The 20394-nt window shown below is 68.9% G+C and carries 18 protein-coding genes; 12 read left to right on the top strand and 6 right to left on the bottom strand.

Annotated features, from left to right (window positions below; translation table 11 throughout):
• Positions 1-310: 310 nt before the first annotated feature.
• Positions 311-661, bottom strand: a complete 351-nt coding sequence (locus ASC87_RS15770; RefSeq protein WP_235582180.1) for a phage holin family protein — start codon at positions 659-661, stop codon at positions 311-313.
• A gap of 172 nt (positions 662-833) precedes the next feature.
• Here ASC87_RS15770 and ASC87_RS15765 point away from each other — a divergent pair, with 172 nt between their 5' ends.
• The 12 genes from ASC87_RS15765 (at position 834) to ASC87_RS15710 (ending at position 11934) form a co-directional block, all read left to right on the top strand.
• Positions 834-1571, top strand: coding sequence for an energy transducer TonB (locus ASC87_RS15765; protein WP_056663776.1), 738 nt, complete (start codon positions 834-836; stop codon positions 1569-1571).
• 2 nt (positions 1572-1573) lie between these two features.
• Positions 1574-2353 carry a MotA/TolQ/ExbB proton channel family protein gene (locus tag ASC87_RS15760; RefSeq protein WP_056663773.1) on the top strand — a complete coding sequence of 260 codons (780 nt, stop codon included), beginning with the start codon at positions 1574-1576 and terminating at the stop codon, positions 2351-2353.
• A 27-nt stretch (positions 2354-2380) separates the two neighbouring features.
• Positions 2381-2800 (top strand): biopolymer transporter ExbD, encoded by a 420-nt coding sequence (locus tag ASC87_RS15755; RefSeq protein ID WP_056663771.1) that lies wholly within the window; start codon positions 2381-2383, stop codon positions 2798-2800.
• Between the two features lie 3 nt (positions 2801-2803).
• The gene (hemP, locus tag ASC87_RS15750) at positions 2804-3043 is read left to right on the top strand and encodes a hemin uptake protein HemP (protein ID WP_056663768.1); all 240 of its coding nucleotides are present in this window, start codon (positions 2804-2806) and stop codon (positions 3041-3043) included.
• Positions 3044-3144: 101 nt separating this feature from the next.
• Positions 3145-4368, top strand: coding sequence for a DUF2325 domain-containing protein (locus ASC87_RS15745; protein ID WP_082568660.1), 1224 nt, complete (start codon positions 3145-3147; stop codon positions 4366-4368).
• Between the two features lie 31 nt (positions 4369-4399).
• The gene (locus tag ASC87_RS15740) at positions 4400-5125 is read left to right on the top strand and encodes a hypothetical protein (protein ID WP_056663766.1); all 726 of its coding nucleotides are present in this window, start codon (positions 4400-4402) and stop codon (positions 5123-5125) included.
• Positions 5126-5215: 90 nt separating this feature from the next.
• Positions 5216-7342 carry a TonB-dependent siderophore receptor gene (locus ASC87_RS15735; protein WP_056663763.1) on the top strand — a complete coding sequence of 709 codons (2127 nt, stop codon included), beginning with the start codon at positions 5216-5218 and terminating at the stop codon, positions 7340-7342.
• Positions 7343-7506: 164 nt separating this feature from the next.
• A complete protein-coding gene (locus ASC87_RS15730; protein WP_056663760.1) occupies positions 7507-8136 on the top strand; it encodes a PepSY-associated TM helix domain-containing protein in 630 nt (209 codons plus the stop codon).
• A gap of 23 nt (positions 8137-8159) precedes the next feature.
• Entirely contained in the window at positions 8160-8675 is a 516-nt protein-coding gene (locus ASC87_RS15725; protein ID WP_056663757.1) for a DUF2271 domain-containing protein, read from the top strand.
• A 25-nt stretch (positions 8676-8700) separates the two neighbouring features.
• Positions 8701-9534, top strand: a complete 834-nt coding sequence (locus tag ASC87_RS15720; protein ID WP_056663754.1) for a DUF4198 domain-containing protein — start codon at positions 8701-8703, stop codon at positions 9532-9534.
• Positions 9535-9556: 22 nt separating this feature from the next.
• Positions 9557-10564 (top strand): FAD:protein FMN transferase, encoded by a 1008-nt coding sequence (locus ASC87_RS15715; protein ID WP_056663751.1) that lies wholly within the window; start codon positions 9557-9559, stop codon positions 10562-10564.
• Between the two features lie 5 nt (positions 10565-10569).
• Positions 10570-11934 carry a sulfite reductase subunit alpha gene (locus tag ASC87_RS15710; protein WP_369820770.1) on the top strand — a complete coding sequence of 455 codons (1365 nt, stop codon included), beginning with the start codon at positions 10570-10572 and terminating at the stop codon, positions 11932-11934.
• Positions 11935-11951: 17 nt separating this feature from the next.
• Here the strand turns inward: ASC87_RS15710 and ASC87_RS15705 are convergent, their stop codons facing one another.
• From ASC87_RS15705 to ASC87_RS15685, 5 genes are all read right to left on the bottom strand, one after another.
• Positions 11952-12632 (bottom strand): Fe2+-dependent dioxygenase, encoded by a 681-nt coding sequence (locus tag ASC87_RS15705; RefSeq protein ID WP_056663746.1) that lies wholly within the window; start codon positions 12630-12632, stop codon positions 11952-11954.
• 85 nt (positions 12633-12717) lie between these two features.
• Positions 12718-15051: a catecholate siderophore receptor Fiu gene (locus tag ASC87_RS15700; RefSeq protein WP_056663744.1), complete on the bottom strand. Its 2334-nt coding sequence runs from the start codon at positions 15049-15051 to the stop codon at positions 12718-12720.
• A 171-nt stretch (positions 15052-15222) separates the two neighbouring features.
• Complete coding sequence (locus ASC87_RS15695; protein WP_056663741.1) at positions 15223-16662, bottom strand: efflux transporter outer membrane subunit; 1440 nt, start codon at positions 16660-16662, stop codon at positions 15223-15225.
• Positions 16663-16672: 10 nt separating this feature from the next.
• Positions 16673-18658, bottom strand: coding sequence for a MacB family efflux pump subunit (locus ASC87_RS15690; RefSeq protein ID WP_056663739.1), 1986 nt, complete (start codon positions 18656-18658; stop codon positions 16673-16675).
• On the bottom strand, positions 18658-20370 hold the full coding sequence (locus ASC87_RS15685) for an efflux RND transporter periplasmic adaptor subunit (protein WP_056663737.1): 1713 nt from the start codon (positions 20368-20370) through the stop codon (positions 18658-18660). Before ASC87_RS15685 ends, ASC87_RS15690 begins: the two co-directional genes overlap by 1 nt.
• Positions 20371-20394 lie beyond the last annotated feature (24 nt).

The following is a 20394-nucleotide window of genomic DNA, read 5'->3' as shown; positions in this document are numbered from 1 at the left end:
CATCAAGGGTGCCGGCTCACTCCGCCTCGCTGCGCATCGGCTGGTTCTCTGGTCACTCCGGCGAACGCCGGAGCCCATCGGCCCAATGGATCCCGGCTTTCGCCGGAACGACATGCATCCGGCGAGCGAGCGAAGCGAGCAATGCCTCGAACCGCGAACGCCAGGAAGGCGAGCGAAGCGACGCCGCAGATCAAGCTACCGCCGAGCCCGGGTCCCCCGGGCGACCGCGGGCGCCCCTTGGGGGCAGGAGGCGCTAGCCCGACTGGGGGGCTCACTTCCCGGGGACCGGCGCGAAGCGCCGTAGGGGGCCTTACTTGAACAGCCCTTCCAGGGCTGCGTCGATCACGACACCGCACACGCTGTACACCAGCGACCCGAGCAGCGCCCACATGAACCCGGCCACGGCCAGCCCGCTCAGCAACTGCGCCGCGAAGTAGAACATCAGCGCATTGATGACAAAGAGGAAGAGCCCGAGTGTGACCAGCGTGACGGGCAAGGTCAGGATCACGAGCACCGGCCTGAGCAGGGCGTTGAGCAACCCCAAGATCAACGCGGCCAACATGGCTGAGCCGAAACTATGCACGGTGACACCGGGCAACAGGTAGGCCACGAACAACAGCGCGGCAGCAAGCAACACCCAGCGGACGAGGATCTTCAACATGGCGGCGAGCATACCCGTCTTGCTGCGGCACGTGGCCTGCTTCACGTTTCGAAATAGTTGACCCGAATCAAATGAGAATCGTTCTTGTTTCTGCTAGACTACCGGCTCCCTGTTCGTTCCTCGCGCTGCTCTTTGCGCTGTAAGTCGAACCGACCCTTTCCGCTTCACCACGATGGCCGCATCCACCACTTCAGCTCCGCCCCCGCTGGCCTCCGGGTCCGCACTGCGTGCGCGGCGCATCGATCCGCTGCAGCGCCGCGACGGCCTCACGAAGGTCCAGCTGCGCGCCGTGATCGCTGCCATCGCCGCCATCCACGTGGGGGGTGGCTGGGGCGTGATGCAGATCCCCGCCGTGCGCGAGGCGGTTGTCGAGGCCGTGCCCATCTTCGTGAACTTCGTGCCGGCACCGGAGCCGCCGAAGCCCGAGCTGCCGCCGCCCCCGCCACCACCGCCCAAGCCGGTGATGCGCACGCCGCCGCCACCGCCCGCCATCTTGGCCGCTGCACCCACGCCTTCTCCGGCACCTCCGGCCTTCGTGGTCGAGCCGCCGCCGGCCGTGCCGGTGCCCGCGCCGGAACCGGCGCCCGTGCCCCCGCCGCCGCCGCCGGCACCACCGGCTGCGCCCACCGCCATCTCGAGCCAGGACATCCAGGTGCTGTTCCAGGTGCAGCCCGAGTACCCGCCGGTGTCCAAGCGCCTGCGCGAAACCGGCACCACGCGCCTGCTGCTCACCATCGATGAACACGGTGCGCTCACGTCGGTGCAGGTGCAGCGCTCGTCCGGTTTCTCGCGCCTCGACAGCAGCGCGGTGGCTGCGCTCAAGAAGTGGCGCTTCAAGCCCTACGTGTTGAACGGCCGGCCCATCGCCGTCACCGCGCCCATCCCCATCGAATTCACTCTGAACGACTGACCATGAACACTGAAACGGCCGCAGCCGCCTCCCAGAACGCACTTGGCTTCGGCCACTTCATCGCGCAGGCCGACGTGGTCGGCAAGTCGCTGCTCGTGATCCTGATCCTGATGTCGATCGCCTCCTGGGCCATCATCGTCATCAAGGGCATCACGCTCGTGGCGCGCAAGCGCCGCAGCGAGTCGTTCCTGAACTTCTTCTGGAACGCCAGCTCGCTCGAGGCCGTGGAACACGAGATCACCACCCACGGCGCGAACGACCCGTTCTCGCACCTGACCATCCACGCGATCCACTCGCAGGCCCACCACGCCAAGTACGGCGCGGCCAAGCTCGAGGAAGCCGGTTCGTCGGGCGACTTCGTCACGCGCACCATCAAGAAGGTGCTCGACGAGGAAACCACCCGCCTGGAAAACGGCCTGGCCATCCTCGCGACCGTGGGCGCCACCGCCCCGTTCGTGGGCCTGTTCGGCACGGTGTGGGGCGTGTACCACGCCCTCGTGGCCATCGGCATGAGCGGCGCGGGCACGCTGGACAAGGTGGCCGGCCCGGTGGGCGAGGCGCTGATCATGACCGGCCTCGGCCTGGCCGTGGCCATCCCGGCTGTCATGGGCTACAACTGGCTCACGCGCTCCAACCGCGTGATCCTGTCGAAACTCGACGCCTTCGCCTACGAACTGCACACGTTCGTGTCGATGGGCCAGCCGCTGGCCGCTGGCGGCGCCGACAACGCCCCGGTGCAGAACGTGCGTCCCGGCCCGGGCACCCGTCCGCGCGCGGCCTGATTCCCGCTTGTTCGAAAGGAGCATCCCATGGCATTCGCCAGCTTCGATTCCAAACACGCCGGCGCCCCGATGGCCGAGATCAACATGGTCCCGCTCATCGACGTGATGCTGGTGCTGCTGGTGATCTTCATCGTCACCGCACCGCTGCTCACGCAGGCCGTGAAGCTCGACCTCCCGAAGGCCAGCTCGGCGCCCAACGTCGCGAAGGCCGAGAAGATCGAGTTCGCCATCGACGCGGGCGGCAAGCTCTTCTGGAACGGCGAACCGGTCGACCGTGCCGAGGCGGCCCGCCGCTTCGTGCTCGAAGGCAAGAAGCAGCCGCAGCCCGAAGTGCACCTGCGCGCCGACCAGAACGCCGCGTACCGTTCCGTGGCCCAGGCGCTGGCCGACGCCTCGAAGGCCGGCCTGAGCAAGGTCGGGTTCATCAGCGAGCCCGAGACGCCTTGAGCCATGGGCGCCGAACCGTTTCAACCTGACGTGCCGGCGCCGGGCGGAGAAGATGCCGCCCCGGCGCCCGGCGCCACCCGGGAGTTCGTGCGTGTGCCGGTGCGTGCCGCGCAGCAGCCCCAGGTGGTCTGCATCTCGAGCGAATCGCTGCTGGCCGGCGCGAACGAGGTGCAGATCGAGCACCGCGGCGCGCTGTACCGCCTCAAGCAGACCTCGCTCGGAAAATTGATCCTGACCAAATAACTGGTCACCCTTTCGCACCAGCCCGCTCCCGCCAGCCCGTGCGCACGATCGAGCAATCACCGTGCCTTTCCACGACGCTGTTTCCAGAGGAGCCCGCGGCCATGTGTGAACCCAAACCCCCAAGCTTCACGGCGCTCGTCGCCCCCGACCTGCCACCCGACACCGCCCCGGCCACCGGCTCGCGCCGCAAGCGCCTGTGGGAAGTGCCGCGTACGGCACATTGCCCCGTGGTGGGGGTGTGCCTGCCGCTCGACACGTTGCGCCGCGTGGTGAACAAGGCCCTCGGCGGCGAGACGCTGGCCCTCGACTACGACCTCCATGTGGGCGTGGTCACCGAGTGTGGCCAGCGCAACCGCGTCTCCGAGGCCGTGCAACGCGAGCTGGAGCGCCGCTGTGCCCATGCCGTGCGCTACTTCAGCAAGGCCAAGACCGGCGAGGCGATGATGGCCCTGTGGCAGGCCGCCATGCAGGCGGGCGACGTGGCCGCGCCGCTGTGGGCTGCGCTCACGCACCCGCGTTGCACCACCGAGCTGCACGACCAGATCTGCCGCGACATCCACATGATCCAGCATCAGGCCGGCGCCACCGTGCGCGCCGACGTGCGCCAGCTGGCCGAGGTGACGCGCGAGAACCGCGAGCTGGCCAGGGAAGTGGGCGAGGCCCGCGCCCGTGTGGCGCAGGCCCAGGCCGAACGCGCGCTCGAGCACGACCGCGTGGCGTCCGAGCTGATGCAGGCCCGTGCCACGTCGATCAGCAAGGACACGATGATCGAGGCGTTGCGCGCCGAGGTGGCGGGCCTTCGCGAGGCCATGCCGGAACTGCAATCCCGCCTGCACCTCGCGCAACGGGTCACCGACCTCACCGTCCGCAACCGCGCGCTCGACGCCGAGGTGGCCGAGTTGCGCCGCGGCCTGGCCGCGGCCGAACGCGAGGCCGATGCCGCCACTGCGCGGGCCGCCCAGGCCAGCCGCCACACGGCCGCACCCGTGGCAACGCCGGTGCAGCTCGCCGAACGCAGCATCCTCTGCGTGGGTGGCCGCCACGCGCAGATCCCCATCTACCGCGACCTCGTCGAACGCCACGGAGGCCGTTTCAGCCATCACGATGGCGGCATCGAGGACAACGCCCACCGCCTCGACGCGAGCCTCGCGGCCGCCGACCTCGTCATCTGCCAGACTGGCTGCCTGAGCCACAACGCCTACTGGCTCGTGAAGGACCACTGCAAGCGCACCGGCAAGCGCTGCGTGTACCTCGACCAGCCGAGCGTGGCCGGGTTCGCCCGCAGCCTCGCCGCGTTGCCGGCCGAGGACCTCTCCTCGTCCTGACATCCCCGTCACTTCCCTCGAAAGCCTGCCCATGCGCCTCATCACCGCCCTGCTCGGCCTTGCCGGCGTCCTGTCGCTGCCCGTGTCGGCCCACCAGCTCTGGATCGAGCAGGAGAACGGCAATGCGAAGCTGTACTTCGGTGAGTACGGCGACAACCTGCGCGAGACATCGCCGGGCTCGCTCGACAAGCTGCCGCAGCCCGAGGCGCAGGTGGTGACGCTCGAAGGAAGCGACCCCCTGACGGTCAAGAAGACGGCCAACGCGTTCGACCTGGGCGTGCGGGTCACGCGAGGCCAGGTCATCCTGGCGCAGGAGAGCCGCCACCCCGCCTGGGACAAGAAGGACGGCGACACCGTGGCGCGCACCGTCTGGATCCCGGCCGCACGTTACGTGCCCGACCTCGGCCCCCAGGAGCCCGCGCTGGCGCTCGACGTGTTCCCCACCCGCAACGTCGGCGAGTTCAAAGTGGTGTTCATCGGCAACCCGCTGGCGGGCGCGAAGGTGGAGGTGGTGGCGGCCTCGGGCTGGACCCGCACGCTGAAGTCCGACGACCAGGGCCTCGTGCGCGTGGACCTGCCGTGGAAGGGCCCTTACGCTGTCGAGGTGCGCCACACGGACAAGCGCCCCGGTGAACGCCCCGGCGCGTCGGGCCCCGAGAAGTACGACGTCGCGATGTTCGTCACCACGCTGACGTTCGACCAGCCCACCGGCCCCAAGGCGCCCCCGGCCCTGCCACCGGCCAAGCCGGCGCCGTGAACGCCCGGCCGCCGCTCCCTTTTCCCTCTCCGTTTCCCCCGTTTCCCGCCCGCAGACGCCAGCCAGGACGCCCCATGAAAGCCTCACGTCATGAAGTTCCCCGTTCGGCCCGCCTGGGCCCTCTCGACCCTCGCGGTCGCCATGTCTGGTGCCTGGGCGCAGGCCGTCGCCACCCCTGAACCGGCTGCGTCGGTGCCTGAAACCTCGCTGCCTGGTGTCAAGGTGCGGGGCTCGGCGGAGACGGCCACCGGCCCCGTGTCGGGTTACCGCGCCAAACGGGCCATCTCGGCCACGAAGACCGACACGCCGCTGCGCGAGGTTCCCCAGTCGATCACCGTGGTCACGCGCGACCAGATCGTGGACCAGGGCGCCACCACCCTGCAGGATGCGCTGAACTACGCCGCCGGCGTGCGCTCCGATGCCTACGGCCTCGACAGCCGCTCCGACGGCATCCGCATCCGCGGCACCGCCATCCCCGAGTACCTCGACGGCCTGCGCCAGTCGTTCGGCTACTACACCAGCAGCACCCGCGCCGACCCGTACACGCTCGAGCGCATCGAGGTGTTGCGTGGCCCGTCGGCCATGCTGTTCGGGCAGGGCAGCACCGGCGGTGTCGTCAACATGGTCAGCAAGCGGCCGCAGGCCGAAGCGAGCCGCGAGATCGGCGTCCAGTACGGCAGCCACGACCGCAAGCAGGTGCAGGCCGACTTCACGGGGCCGCTGACCGCCGATGGCGACTGGCTGTACCGTGTGGTGGCCGTGGCCCGCAAGTCCGACACGCAGGTGGACTACGTGCGGGATGACCGCGCGCTGCTGGCCCCGTCGCTCACCTGGCGGCCCAACGGGGCCACGTCGCTGACGCTGATGGCTCTCGCGCAGAAGGACCGTTCGGGCAGCACGTCGCAGTTTTTCCCGTGGTCGGGTGTGGTGCTCGACAACCCGAACGGCAAGCTGCCCACGAACCGCTTCATCGGTGAGCCCGGCTGGGACCGCTACGACTCCGACCGCCGCAGCATCGGCTGGGCGTTCGAACACCGCGTGGACGACACGTGGACCGTGCGCCAGAACACGCGCTACTCGATCAACGACGTCGACTACTTCACCCATTACGGCGACTCGTTCTCGAGCAGCAAGGACTTCGGCGATCCGGACGATGCCACCGAACGCCTCATCGGCCGCTATGCCGACGCCACCATCACACGGGTGAAGATGCTCTCCGCCGACCAGCACGTGGAAGGCCACCTCACCACGGGTGAAGCCCGCCACACGCTGCTGGCCGGCCTGGACCTGGCGCGCAGCGCCACCACGGGCGAGAGCGGCATCGTTTCCCCGGACTACTACCCGGCGGGCACCACCGCCTCGATCGACGCCTACGACCCGGTCTACGGCAACCTGGTCGTGCCGGCGATGAGCCAGGTCGCACCGTCCGTCGTGCGCCAGGGGGGGTTGTACGTGCAGGACCAGGTGCGCTTTGGCCGCTGGATCGGCGTCGCCGGCTTCCGCCACGATCGCACGCGCAACGAAACCACCGGCACGGAGACCACGTCGTCCCACGCCACCACGAAGCGCTTCGGCGTGATGTACGACCTGCCGGGCGGCCTCACGCCGTACGTGGGTTACAGCGAGTCGTTCTCGGTGCAGCTGAACCGCGGCATCGGGCAGACCTTCGCGCCGCTGCGTGGGAAGCAGTGGGAGGCCGGCCTCAAGTACGAACCCGTGGGCGGCGGCTATTCGCTCAACGCGGCCGCGTACGACCTGCGCGAGAAGAACCAGATCTCGGAGCCCCAGCCGAATGTCTACGACGTGCTCGCGGAGGTCAAGGGACACGGCGTCGAGCTGGAGGCCAAGGGGGCGTTGGGCGCGCTCGACATGGTGGCCCACTACAACCAGATCCACGTGGACGACACCATCGAGACGGTGCCCACGCACCAGGCCTCGCTGTGGGGCTCCTACCGCTTTGCCCTGGGTGGCGTGAGCGGCCTGCGTGCAGGCGCGGGCGTGCGCTGGTTCAGCGCGTTCCACGATCATGAGGCACCCACCACCCCGTCGGTCACCCTGCTCGACGCCATGGTGGCATGGGACGTCGAACGCTGGCGCGTGGCCCTCAACGTCAGCAACCTGACCGACAAGGTGTACGTGTCCACCTGCCTGAGCCGGGGCGACTGCTGGTTCGGCAGCCGCCGCAACGCCGTGGCGAGCGTGACCTACCGCTTCTGACCGGCCGGCCCGGCTCCTTCCGGGGAGGCCGGGCCATCAATCTTTCAGTTGAGACTGATTCTCATTCTGCGCTACACTGCTGACGTAATACGAACAAGATCACACGCCGCTCCGCGCGGCGGCCCAGAGCCAGCGCGCCAAGGCAGTACGGACCCCGGGATCCGATGGACGCCAACCAGAACAATCGACAGCGGGCTTACTGGCTCAAGACACTCCACCAGTGGCACTGGATCAGCTCGGCCCTGTGCCTGCTGGGCATGCTGTTGTTCAGTGTCACGGGCATCACGCTCAACCATGCGGCGCAGATCGAGGGCAAGCCCCAGGTCACGAACCGCACCGGACAGGTGCCCGAGGCGCTGCGTGCCGAACTGGCGGGCGACACCGACAAGAAGGCGGGCCCGCTGCCCCCGGGGGTGCGCCGCTGGCTCGCGGAGGCGCTGAAGGTGGAGGTGGCCGACAGTGCCGAAGGCGAGTGGTCGGCCGACGAGGTGTACGTGGCGTTGCCGCGGCCCGGAGGCGACGCCTGGGTGCGCATCGACCGCGCGAGCGGCGACACCGAATACGAAGTCACCGACCGCGGCTGGATCTCCTACTTCAACGACCTCCACAAAGGCCGCAACACCGGTGCCGCCTGGAGCTGGTTCATCGACATCTTTGCCGTGGCCGCACTGCTGTTCTCGATCACCGGCCTCTTCATCATGAAGATGCACGCCGCCAACCGGCCCACCACCTGGCCCATCGTGGGCCTCGGGATCGTGGTCCCCGTGGTGCTGGCGCTGCTCTTCATCCACTGATTTTCTTGTCAACGAGGTTTTTCATGCGAATGCGCTATTCCGTTGCGATGACCGCGGTGCTGGGTGTGCCGTCCGTGTGGGCGGCCGACCTGACGGTCAAGGTCGAGATCCCGCGCCTGACGGTGGCCGAGTACCACCGCCCGTACACGGCCATCTGGATCGAAAAGGCCGACCAGTCGTTCGCCGCGAACCTCGCGGTCTGGTATGACCTGAAGAAGAAGAACAACGAGGGCACCAAGTGGCTCAAGGACATCCGGCAGTGGTGGCGAAAGAGCGGCCGCGAACTGCAGATGCCCGTCGACGGCCTGAGCGGCGCCACGCGCGCGCCCGGTGAACAGACGCTGACGTTCAGCGGCGCGAAGTCGCCGCTCGACAAGCTGCCGGCCGGCGACTACCAGGTGGTGGTCGAGGCCGCGCGGGAAGTGGGTGGCCGCGAGCTGGTGCGGGTGCCGTTCACCTGGCCGCCGAAAGGCCCGCAATCGAACCAGGCGAAGGGCGAACACGAGCTCGGCGCCGTGTCCATCGACACCAAGCCCTGATCGCCCTCATCCCAAGGACCTGACCATGAAACACCTGATCGCCCTGGCGCTGGCCGCCGTGCTCCCGATGTCCGCCCATGCCCACCGCCCCTGGATGCTGCCGTCGGCCACCGTGCTGTCCGGCAACGAACCGTGGGTCACCGTCGACGCCGCCGTCTCGAACGACCTCTTCTACTTCGAGCACACGCCCGTCAAGCTCGATGGCCTGCTCGCCTTCGCGCCCGATGGCACCAAGGCCACGCCCGAAAACCTGAGCACCGGCAAGTTCCGCAGTTCGTTCGACCTGAAGCTGTCGCAGAAGGGCACGTACAAGCTCGCGATGATCAACGACGGCATGATGGCCAGCTGGAAGGTGGGCACCGAGACCAAGCGCGCGCGCGGCACCGCCGAATCGCTCGCGAAGGAAATCCCCGCGAACGCGGAGGGCCTGAGCGTCTCGCGCAACCAGTCGCGCATGGAGGTGTTCGTCACGTCCGGCAAACCGTCCGACAAGGTGTTCGAGCCCACGAACCAGGGCCTCGAACTCGCGCCCATCACGCACCCGAACGACCTGTTCGCGGGCGACCAGGCCTCGTTCCGTTTCCTGATCGACGGCAAACCGGCGGCCGGCATCGAAGTCACCGTGATCCCGGGTGGCATCCGCTACCGCAACCAGCTCGGCGAGATCAAGGTCACCACCGATGCCGACGGCAAGTTCAGCGTCAAGTGGCCGGCGCCGGGCATGTACTGGCTCTCGGCCAGCCACGGGGGTTCGCCGCGCCCGGCAGCCGGTGCGGCCCCGGCCGGTCCGTCGGGTTCGCTCGACAAACCGGTGCGCCGCGCCAGCTACTCGGCCACGCTGGAAGTGCTTCCGCAGTAAGCGCGCTGGAGATCGACGCCCCATGAGGCGTGTCCTCGTCCCTGCCGACGTCGACCCGGCCGGCCCGGCCCTCGGCGGGCAACTGCACACCCTGCAGGGCCGCACGATGGGCACCACCTGGTCGGTGCGGTTCGTGGGCCCGGCCGCGCCCGACCTGCCGTCGTGGCAACAGGGCATCCAGGCGCAGCTCGACGCGGTGGTTGCCGAGATGAGCCCGTGGGAACCGGCGTCCGACCTGAGCCGCTTCAACCGGGCCGAGGCCGGCACGTGGCGCGTGCTGCCACCGGCCTGCTTCGAGGTGCTTGCACACGGGCTCGACGTGGCCCGCCGCAGCGGCGGGGCCTGCGACCCGGCCGCCGGTGCGCTCGTCAACCTGTGGGGCTTCGGCCCCACGGGCCGCTACGACGAACCCGGCTTCCAGGCTCCTGCCGACGCCGAGGTCCAGGCCGTGCGTGAACAGGGTGGTTGGGAGCGCCTGGCGGTGGATGCCGGCGCGCGGCGCGTGCTGCAGCCGGGTGGCATCGAACTCGATTTCTCGGGCATCGCCAAGGGCTTTGGTGTGGACCAGGTCGCGGCCTACCTGTCGCGTCGTGGTGTGCACGACCACCTGGTCGAGGTGGGAGGGGAACTCAAGGGCACGGGTGTCAAACCCGATGGCCAGCCGTGGTGGGTTGCCCTGGAAACCCCGCCCGGCGCGGCGCTCGACGACACCGTGGTGGCACTGCACGGCCTCGCGGTGGCCACGTCGGGCGACTATCGCCGCTTCTTCGAGGTGGCCGGCCACCGGCATGCCCACACCATCGACCCGCGCGATGGCCGGCCCGTGCACAACGGCGTGGCCTCGGTGACGGTGCTGCACCGTGCATGTGTGCTGGCCGATGCGTGGTCCACCGCGCTGACCGTGCTGGGGCCCGACGAGGGCCTGGCGCTGGCAGACCGCGAAGGGCTGGCCGCACACACGATCGTGCGGGGCGCTGATGGGCGCGTGCACGAACGCTGGAGCCGGGCTTTCGAAGGAATGATGTCGTGATGCTGCTGGAATGGGGATCCACCGCGGCTCGGCAACTGGCCGCGGCCGGCGTGGTGCTCACGTGGTTGCTGGTGTGTGGTGGCATCTGGGGTGCACGCTGGCGCGCGCACCGCCGCCACGCCGAGCCGCGCCGGGTGCCTGGGGGCACGCCGCCGGTGCTGGTGGCCTACGCGAGCCAGACCGGTTTCGGCGAACAGCTCGCGCGCCAGACCGCCGAGGCCCTGCACACCGCCGGCGTGCCCACGCGCCTGCTGGCGCTGTCGGCCGTCACGGCCGACGACCTGGTGGCCACCGAGCGGGCCCTGTTCATCGCCAGCACCTGCGGCGAGGGCGATGCCCCCGACAACGCCTCGCTGTTCGTGCGCCGCCTGATGGCCGGCGCCGCATCGTTGCCGTTGTTGCACTACGGTGTGCTGGCGCTGGGCGACCGCGGATACAGGCAGTTCTGCGGCTTCGGCCGTGCGCTCGATGCCTGGCTGGGTGCCGCGGGCGCGTCGCCGCTCTTCGAGCGCATCGAGGTGGACAACGCCAACGACACGGCCCTGGCCGACTGGCATCACCGGTTGAGCCACCTGGCCGGCACCTCCGACCTGCCCGACTGGCAGGCACCGGCGTGGGAGCCGTGGCGCCTGGTCACGCGTTCCCACCTCAATCCGGGCAGCGCTGGCGGCCCGACGTACCACCTGGAACTGGAACCCGCCTCGGGTGAACGTGCCGACTGGGCATCCGGCGACCTCGTGCAGGTGCGCGCGCCGGACGACCCGCAGCGGCCGCGCGAGTACTCGATCGCCTCGGTGCCTGCCGACGGCCGTGTGCACCTGCTCGTGCGCCAGGAGTGCCATCCGGACGGCACCCTCGGTGTGGCGTCGGGCTGGCTCACTCACGGGGCGGCGGTGGGTGACACCATCGACCTGCGGTTGCGCGCGCATGCCAACTTCCGCCTCGGTGACAACGCGGTGCGGCCGCTGATCCTGATTGGCAACGGCACGGGCCTGGCCGGCCTGCGCGGGCACCTGCGTGCGCAAGCAGCATCGGGGCGGCGCAAGTGCTGGCTGGTGTTCGGCGAACGCCAGGCCGCGTTCGATGCCTACTACCGGGACGAGATCGAGGCGTGGCAGGCCGATGGCCTGCTGGCCCGCACCGACCTCGTCTTCTCGCGCGACCAGGCCGAGCGCCTGTACGTGCAGGACCGCCTGCGTGGCGTGGCCCATGTGGTGCGCGACTGGGTCGGCCGCGGCGCCGCGGTGTACGTGTGCGGCAGCCTGCAGGGCATGGCGTCGGGTGTCGACGCGGCGCTGGTGGAAATCCTCGGGCGGCCCGTGGTGGACGGGCTGCTGGAGCAGGGGCGGTACCGAAGGGACGTGTACTAGACGCGGTGACCCCGGGGCTACACGTCCGACCACTGTCTCAACAGGTTGTGATAGTGCCCCGTGAGGCCGACGAGCTCCTCGCCATCCCCGATGCGCGCCCGCAGCGACTGGATGTTGCGATCGAGTTCGTACAGCATGCTGCGCTGCCAGTCGTCGCGCACCATGCTTTGCACCCAGAAGAACGAACACACCCGCGCGCCGCGCGTGACGGGTTCGACCCGGTGCACGCTGGTGGCCGGATAGAGGATCAGGTCGCCTGCGGGCAGCTTGACCTCGTGCGTGCCGTAGCTGTCACTGATGACGAGTTCACCGCCGTCGTAGTCATCCGGGTCGGTCAGGAACAGCGTGCATGACACATCGGTGCGCAGCCGCAGCGTGGTGCCGGGCACCGATCGCACGGAGCCGTCGATGTGGTCGCCGTAGTGTTCGCCGCCCTCGTAGCGGTTGAAGAGCGGGGGCACCGTGCGCAGCGGCAGCGCGGCCGAGAAATAGAGCGGCTGTTTTGCCAGCGCCTGCAACACGATCGCGCCCAGTTCCTGGGTCACCGGCGACAGCTCCGGCAACTGCCGGTTGCGCTTGACCTGGGCCCCTTGCGGCCCCACGGTTTCGCGCCCGTCGACCCACTGCGTGGCGTCGAGGCGGCGGCGGATGTCGGCCACTTCGTCGGCCGTGAGCACCTCGGGCACGTGCAACATCATGATCGTGAAACTCCAGCAAAAAGGGCCTCTTCCGAAGAAGAGGCCCTGAGTGTCGCACCGGCCGGTGAACCGGCCGTGACCTGCGTCAGAACTTGACGTTGGCGGTCAGCGTGGCCGAGCGCGGGGCGCCGATGGTGGCACGCGAGCCGCCGCTGTTCATGCTCTGGAAATAGAATTTGTCAGCCAGGTTGTAGACGTTCAGCTGCACCGACACGTTTTTCGTGACGTCGTAGGACGCCATCGCGTCGAAGACCCAGTACGACGGCATGCGGCTCAGGCCGGCCGACGTGAACACCGTGTTGTTGCTGCTGCGCAGCGCCGATTTCTGGTAGCGGGCGCCACCGCCCACGAGCACGCCGTATGGCAGCTTGTAGGTGGTCCACGACGTGAAGGCGAGCTTCGGCGACCACGGCAGTTCACCCCCTTGCTGGAGTGCGTTGTTGGTGGAGGTGATCTCGGTTTCCATCAGCGCCAGGCCGGTGCTGAGTTGCCATTCGTTCGTGATCATTCCGGCGGCAGACAGCTCGATGCCGTCCACGCGCTTTTCGCCGAGTGCAATGACTTCGTTCGTCACGGTGTCCTGGGCTACCACGTCGTTCTTGTTGGTGGCACGGTACAGCGCAGCGGTCACCGCCAGGCGGTTGTCCAGCAGGTCCCACTTCGTGCCAATCTCGATGTTCGACGCTTCGGACGGATCGACGTTCGGGTTGTTCGCGCTTGTCGTGGACGAGCTGAGCGTGCCGCTGTCGCTGCCGGGCGGCTTCTGCGACGTGCCGTAGGCGATGTAGACACTGCCGTTGGTGGCCGGTTTCCAGAGTGCACCCAGCTTCCACGTGACGAGGTCACCCACCTTGCCCAGGCTCTCGACGGTCTGTGCCGCCGCGACGTTGTCGTACGTGGTCTTGTACTTCTCGAAGCGCAGGCCGCCGTTGACCTGGAACGCCTCGTTGATCTTCAGCGTGTCGAACGCGTACACGGCGGCGGTGGTCGTTTGGCCGGTGGTACGCGCGCCCGAAGGGTTCACCGTGGCGAATGAGGCGTTGCGGTCCGGGTTGTACAGGTTGGCCGGCGTGTTGGTGCCGGAGGTCGAGAAGCCGAGGGCGCTCTGCTTCTCCTGCATGAACTCGATGCCGGAGACGATCGAGTGCTTCAGGCCCCAGGCCGTGATGTCGGCATTCAAGCTCGTCTGGTTCGTCAGGATCTGGTTTTCCTGGTTCTTGCCCTGGCGGCTGCGCGCGACGATCCAGGTGGACGGGTCCGAGGCCGAAACCCCCGCCGGTGCGGGCGTGACCGTTACCACGCCTGTGGTGGCGTTGGTGCTGCTCGTGGAGTTGCCCACGTTGACCGCGTTGACGCCGGTCAGCACGTATTTCTGCTCGGTGCGGCCAAAGCGCGAGATGTTGCGCACGGTCACACCGGGCTTCAGGTCGTGTTCGATGCGGGCCGTGAACATGTCGACCTTGACACGGTCGTAGTCGCTGGCCAAACCATAGAAGTTGCTGCGCGACGGCGCGGCCACCGAACCCACGCCAGCGGCGGTGAGTGCGGTTTGCTGGTCGTTCGACAGGCGGTAGCCCGGCATGCCGAACACCGTCATGCCGCCGTCGGGAATGTTGTCCTGCTCGACGTGGAGGTAGTACAGGTACGTGCGGGTGGGGGTGTTGAGACCCAGCGCCAGCGACGGGGCGAACGCCCAGCTCTCGTTCTTGACGTAGTCGCGCTCGACCTTGCCGCTGTCTTCCTTCATCACGTTCAGGCGCACGGCGGTGCCGTCGCCGAGCGCAGGCACGGAGGTGTTGAAGTCGCCCGTGACGCGCTTCTTGCTGCCGCTGCCGATCGTGACCGAGCCTGAGGCGGCGTCCACCAGCGTGGGCACCTTCGTGGACAGGTTGATGTAGCCGGTAGGCGAGCCACGGCCGATGTCGGCGCCGGCCGGGCCCTTGACCACTTCGATCTGTTCGAGGTTGAACGTGTCGCGGCTGACGGAACCCACGTCACGGATGCCATCGACAAAGATGCTCTGCTGCGTGTCGAACCCGCGCATGAAGATGGAGTCACCCGTCTGCGTGTTGCCGTTTTCACCCATCTGGAACGTGATGCCCGGGGTGTTGCGCAGCGCCTCGCTCAGCGTGGTGGCGCCTTGCTGCAGCAGGATTTCCTTCTTGATGACCGTGATGGTCTGCGGCGTGTCGACCAGCGGTTGCGTGAACTTGGGCGACGACGACTTCTCGGCCTTGTAGTCGTTTTCGACGGCGGCCTTCACCTTCACGGCCGGCAGCGTGTCCGTGGCGGCGGGGCCGGCTTGTTGGGCGAATACGGCAGCCGGCATGGCCATCAGGGCCAGCGCGGCGGTGGTCTGGGACAGCCGCGAGGGCAGTGCGCGCGCAACAGTGTGCTTGCGGCTTTTGATGTGAGCCATGGCTCGTTCTCCAACGACGTTGATGATTTTTCTCTGCCCGGCGCGGAGCTCTCCACGCGCTGGTAACGGCGGATGATAATCATTCTCATTGTCGTTCGTCAAGAAATGTGTCGCATTCCTGACATGGCGTGGCGCGATCCATACGACCGCGTCACGCCGGGAGGACGAGGCTCAGCCTGGGGCGCGGGGCGCGGCCGTGGGGTCGCCGGCCGGCAGCGTCCAGCCGCCGCCGAGGGCCTTGAACAGGTCGAGCGCGGCCGTCAGGCGCGACAGGCGGATCTGCGCGAGCGTGTCGTCCGCCGTGAAGAGCGTGCGTTGCGCGTCGAGCAGCGTGCTGAGCGTTTCCGCCCCTTCGCGCAGCTGCACCTCGGACAGGTTCAGCGCGCGCTGGGCCTCGTCGCGGATGACCAACTGGGTTCGCTCCTCTTCGCGGTAGCGGCCCACGTTGCCGAGCGCGTCGTCCACCTCCTTCAGCGCGGCGTACACGTCGCGGCGGTAGGTTTCGACGAGTGCGCGGCGCGACGACTCGCTCACCTGCACCTGATTGCGCTTGTCGTCCGCGTCGAACAGCGTGCGCAGGATGGAGGCGGCGATCTCGACGCTGTAGGCCGGGTTCGCGAGCCTGAGCAACGAGTCGCTCGCCAGCCCCGCGGCGCCCGACAACGACACGGTGGGCAGCAGCGCCGCGCGGGCGGCGGCCACGTCGGCATCGGCGGCGGCCAGTGACGCTTCGCTCGACGCGATGTCGGGCCGGCGTGTCAGCAGGTCCGATGGCAGGCCTGCGGTCACCTCGGGCACGGCCGTGCCGGTGAAGTCGGTGGCGGCCACGGTGAACCCCTGCGGCGCGCGGCCCAGCAGGATGGCGAGGGCGCTGAGCGCCTGCCGTTCCTGCACCTCGAGCGGCAGGATGGCGGCGCGTTGCGTGAGCACCGTGCTCAGCTGGCGGCTCTGGTCGAGCGCGGATGCCGCGCCGTTGCGGTAGCGTGCCTCGACGATCGAATAGAGCTTCTCGGCGATGGCGAGGTTGCGCCGCGCCACGTCGAGGCGGATGCGCGTGGCCACGACCTGGAAGTACGCATTGGCGACGCCGGTGGTCAGCGTGAGCCGTGCCGTCTCGAAGTCGTAGCGGGTGCCGCGCAGCACGGCCTTCGAGCTGCTGTTGACGGCCGCCACACGGCCCCACAGGTCGATCTCGTAGTTGATTCCGATGGATGCGCTGGTGCGCTGCGTGCCCACACCGGCCTCGCCCCTCGCGCGCGCGTAGCCGGCGCGGGTGTCGGCCCCCACGCTCAGTTGAGGGAACAGCGACGAGCCAGCCAGGCGCACAGCCAGTTCGGCCTGCGTGACCCGCTCCGCGGCGATGCGCAGGTCGGGGCTCGTGCCTTGCGCCTCGCCGATGAGGCGCACCAGTTCGCCGGAGTTGAACGCACGCCACCAGTCGCGTTCGAGCGCGCGGGTGGAAGCGCCGGCAAACGAGGCTTCGGTCCAGGTGGTGGGCAGGTCCAGGTCCGGCCGGGTGGTTTCGATGGGCGTGGCGCAGGCGGCCAGCAGCGCGGCGGCCGCGAGTGCGACGACGCGCATGCGCCAGAGGGTAGGGAAGTGGGGTGTCATGGGCAAGGGATCATTCCGCCGACAGCGCGACCACGGGGTCGAGCTTCGCCGCCTTCTTGGCGGGCAGGTAACCGAACACGAGGCCGGTGGCGAACGCACAGCCGAAGGCGAGGACGACCGGCGCGACTGAGTACTGGATGGGGGTGCCGAAGGCGCCGATGATGGCCGCGGTGGCCAGCCCGCCGGCCACGCCGATGGCGCCGCCGAGGGCCGAGACCACGACGGCCTCGATCAGGAACTGCTGCATGATGTTGGCCTCCCGCGCGCCGGTGGCCATGCGGATGCCGATCTCGCGGGTGCGTTCGGTGACCGACACCAGCATGATGTTCATCACGCCGATGCCCCCCACCAGCAGCGAGATGGCCGCGATGGAGCCCAGCAGGATGGTCAGCGTGTTCTGTGTCTCCGCGGTGGCCTCGATGATCGAGGCCATGTTGCGGATCTGGAAGTCCACCATCCCGTGGCGTTCGGCCAGCAGCGCTTCCACCTCGGTCTGGGTGTCATCGATGCGCGACACGTCGTCCACCGCCACCGTGACGTTGCGCAAGTAGCGCTGGCCCGACAGCCGCAGGCTGCTCGTCGCGTACGGCACGAACACCACGTCGTCCTGGTCGCTGCCCATCGGGGAGGCCCCGCGGGCGCTCATCACCCCCACCACCTGGAACAGCAGGTTGTTGATCATCACGAACTGGCCCACCGGTTCCGTGTCGGGGAACAGGGCCTTCGCCACCGTCTCGCCGAGCACCGCCACCGTGGCGTAGCTCGTCTCGTCGTCTTCGCTGAAGAAGCTGCCCTTGGCCACCGGCCACTGGCGCGCGATGGGGAACTTGAACGACGTGCCGTTGACGCTGGTGCTGACGTCGGACGTACCCACCCGCAACGTGGCGGTGCTGCTCTGCTCCGGCACGGCCGCGAGCACGTTGGGCACCTCGTCCACCGCGTACACGTCGGCCAGCACCAGCGTGGCGGTGCTGCTGAAGCCGCGCTGGTTCGGCGCGCCGGGGCGCACGAGCAGCAGGTTCGAGCCCATCGCGCTGATGCGGTCGATCACCTGCTGCTTGGCGCCGTCGCCGATGGCCAGCATGGCGATCACCGAGCCCACGCCGATCACGATGCCGAGCAGCGTCAACGCGGCGCGGAACATGTTGGCCCGCAGCGAGCGGAACGCCATGCGCGCGGCCTCGACGATGTCACCGATGTGGGTGCCTTCGCGCGGCACCACGGGCCGCACGAACGGCTGCTGCGTGGGATGGACCGGGGCGGGGCCCTGGTCGGACAGGATGTTGCCGTCGCGGATCTCGATCAGGCGGTGGGCGTGGTCGGCCACCTCGCGCGCGTGCGTGATCAGGATGACCGTGTGCCCGCGGGCGGACAGGTCGGCCAGCAGGCGCATCACGTCGGCGCCGCTCTTGCTGTCGAGGGCGCCGGTGGGTTCGTCGGCGAGGATGATGCGCCCGCCGTTCATCAACGCGCGCGAGATCGACACGCGCTGCTGCTGGCCGCCCGACAGCTGGTTCGGGCGGTTCACGAGCTTGTCCTGCAAGCCGAGTTCGGTGAGCAGCGCTTTCGCGCGTTCGTGGCGTTCGACCGTGTCGAGGCCCGAGTAGATGGCCGGCACCTCGACGTTCTCGGCCGCGCTGGCGCTGGCGATCAGGTTGTAGCTCTGGAAGACGAAGCCAAAGTCGTCGCGGCGCAACCGGGCCAGTTCGTCGCGGCCGAGCTGCGACACGTCGCGGCCCATGAAGTGGTAGCTGCCGCTGCTCGGTTTGTCGAGACAGCCGAGGATGTTCATCAGCGTCGACTTGCCCGAGCCCGACGCGCCCATGATCGCGACGAACTCGCCCTCGTAGATCTCGAGGTCGACACCGTGCAACACGGTGACCGCGAGCTCGCCGTTGCGGTAGGTCTTCGTGACCCCCTTCAGCTGGATCAGCGGCACCTCGCTGGCCGGGCGCTCGCGCCGGGCCAGGGGTGCCGTGTCGGAAACGCGTTCCATCAACGGCCCCTGTTGCCCGTGCCGCCGGCGCCCGGGGGCATGCCGCCCGGGCCGCCCGGGCCCTGCTGCGCGGCCTGGTTCTTCGCGGCCGGCGGCGGCTTCAGGCCGGTGATGACCTCGTCGCCTTCCTTCAGGCCCGACAGCACCTGCGCCTGCACACGTGTCGTGACCCCCAGTTCGACCTGGCGTTCCTCGATGTGGCCGCTGGCATCGATCACCTTGACCGTGCCGCGGCGCGGCGCGCGCTGGCCGGCGTTGCCCACGAACCCGCCGGTGGTGCCGCGGTTGACGGGGCCCGACGCGGCGGCAGGGGGGGCATCCGGAGCAGAGGCCTTGGTGGCGCCGCGGCGTGGCGCCGAGGCGGCCGCTTCCGGCGGGCGGGACGGCGGGGTGTCGCCGGCCGCCTCTCGCATCGCGCGCCGGCGTTCGCGCATGGCCTGGCGTTCCTCGGGCGACATGGCTTCGAAGGCGGCGCGGCGCTCCTCCTGGCTCATGCCGGCGAAGCGGTCCGGGGTGTCACCGCGCGGTGCCGGCGCAGTGGCCGCGGCCACCACGCCCACCTGGGCGGACGGTGCCGGCGCGGTGCGGTCACGCCTGCGGGAACCCGATGCCGCTCCAGCCGGTGCGGAAGCCGCAGCCGATGCGGCGGACGCCGCCGGTTCTACGTCGCTGGCCGCGCGTTCGCGCCGGCCTCCACGTCCTCCGGCACCACCCTGGCCGCGCTGCATCGTCACGGCCGAGGTGGGCACCAGCAGCACGTCGTGTGCCGACGCGGCGATGAAAAACACCTGCGTGGTCATGTTGGGCATCAGCGCGTTGTTGGTGTTCGTCACGTCGAACAGCGCGTTGTAGAGCACCACGTTGTTCGTCACCGTCGGGGTGGGTTCCACCTTGCGGAGCGCGCCGTACCAGCGCCGGCCCTGGCCGCCAAGCGTGGTGAAGTACACCTCCATGCCCTTGCGCAGCTTGGAGACCTCGGCCTCGGACACCTGCGTCTGCACGGTCATCGTGTTCAGGTCGGCCACGCGCAGGATCGTGGGGGCCGACTGGTTCGCGTTCAGCGTCTGGCCTTGGCGTGCAGTCACCGACACCACCGTGCCGGACAACGGGGCGTAGATCTTCGCGTAGTTCAGGTTGGCGTCGTCGGCCCGGAGGGTCGATTCCGTCTGCTCGATCTGGGCCTGCAGCTGGGCGATCTGGGCCTTGGCGGCGCGCAGTGCGGCCTCGGCCTGCTGCAGCGTTTCCTTGGTGGTGGCGTCGGCGGCCATGAGGTTGCGCTGGCGCTGGGCCTGCAGCGTGGCGAGTTCGAGGGCGGACTGCCGTTCGAGCAGCGAGGCCTGCTGGTTGCGCAAGCCGGCGCGGCGGGCGTCCACCGTGGCCTTGAGCACCGTGGGGTCGATCTCGGCGAGCAGGTCGCCCGCTTCCACCACCGAACCCACCTCCACGTGCAGCTTCTTCAGCTGGCCCGACACCTGGGCGCCGACGTCCACGTAGTCGCGCGGCTGCACGGTGCCGGTGGCGGTGACCAGGTCTTCCAGGTCGCCCTTCTGGACGGTGGCGATCTGGTACAGGTCACGGGGGTTGCGGCCAGCGCCAAACTTCTCCCACCCCCAATACCCCGCCCCGGCCAGCGCGAGCACCAGCACTGCCGAGGTATAGGGATTCAACACCCGCCGAATCCAGGACTTGCGCGGAACAGAAGAAGCATTCATGAAAGAGGAAACCAATGAGAGACC

It is taken from the genome of Rhizobacter sp. Root1221 (assembly GCF_001425785.1).
Taxonomy (GTDB): Bacteria; Pseudomonadota; Gammaproteobacteria; order Burkholderiales; family Burkholderiaceae_C; genus Rhizobacter.
Note: the sequence above shows the minus strand (reverse complement) of the source record. Positions and strands in the feature narration are given on the sequence as shown.

Coding starts and splice junctions, on each gene's coding strand:
- ASC87_RS15770 (WP_235582180.1), bottom strand. CDS start 661: ATGTTGAAGATCCTCGTCCGCTGGGTGTTGCTTGCTGCCGCGCTGTTG.
- ASC87_RS15765 (WP_056663776.1), top strand. CDS start 834: ATGGCCGCATCCACCACTTCAGCTCCGCCCCCGCTGGCCTCCGGGTCC.
- ASC87_RS15760 (WP_056663773.1), top strand. CDS start 1,574: ATGAACACTGAAACGGCCGCAGCCGCCTCCCAGAACGCACTTGGCTTC.
- ASC87_RS15755 (WP_056663771.1), top strand. CDS start 2,381: ATGGCATTCGCCAGCTTCGATTCCAAACACGCCGGCGCCCCGATGGCC.
- hemP (WP_056663768.1), top strand. CDS start 2,804: ATGGGCGCCGAACCGTTTCAACCTGACGTGCCGGCGCCGGGCGGAGAA.
- ASC87_RS15745 (WP_082568660.1), top strand. CDS start 3,145: ATGTGTGAACCCAAACCCCCAAGCTTCACGGCGCTCGTCGCCCCCGAC.
- ASC87_RS15740 (WP_056663766.1), top strand. CDS start 4,400: ATGCGCCTCATCACCGCCCTGCTCGGCCTTGCCGGCGTCCTGTCGCTG.
- ASC87_RS15735 (WP_056663763.1), top strand. CDS start 5,216: ATGAAGTTCCCCGTTCGGCCCGCCTGGGCCCTCTCGACCCTCGCGGTC.
- ASC87_RS15730 (WP_056663760.1), top strand. CDS start 7,507: ATGGACGCCAACCAGAACAATCGACAGCGGGCTTACTGGCTCAAGACA.
- ASC87_RS15725 (WP_056663757.1), top strand. CDS start 8,160: ATGCGAATGCGCTATTCCGTTGCGATGACCGCGGTGCTGGGTGTGCCG.
- ASC87_RS15720 (WP_056663754.1), top strand. CDS start 8,701: ATGAAACACCTGATCGCCCTGGCGCTGGCCGCCGTGCTCCCGATGTCC.
- ASC87_RS15715 (WP_056663751.1), top strand. CDS start 9,557: ATGAGGCGTGTCCTCGTCCCTGCCGACGTCGACCCGGCCGGCCCGGCC.
- ASC87_RS15705 (WP_056663746.1), bottom strand. CDS start 12,632: ATGATGTTGCACGTGCCCGAGGTGCTCACGGCCGACGAAGTGGCCGAC.
- ASC87_RS15700 (WP_056663744.1), bottom strand. CDS start 15,051: ATGGCTCACATCAAAAGCCGCAAGCACACTGTTGCGCGCGCACTGCCC.
- ASC87_RS15695 (WP_056663741.1), bottom strand. CDS start 16,662: ATGACACCCCACTTCCCTACCCTCTGGCGCATGCGCGTCGTCGCACTC.
- ASC87_RS15690 (WP_056663739.1), bottom strand. CDS start 18,658: ATGGAACGCGTTTCCGACACGGCACCCCTGGCCCGGCGCGAGCGCCCG.
- ASC87_RS15685 (WP_056663737.1), bottom strand. CDS start 20,370: ATGAATGCTTCTTCTGTTCCGCGCAAGTCCTGGATTCGGCGGGTGTTG.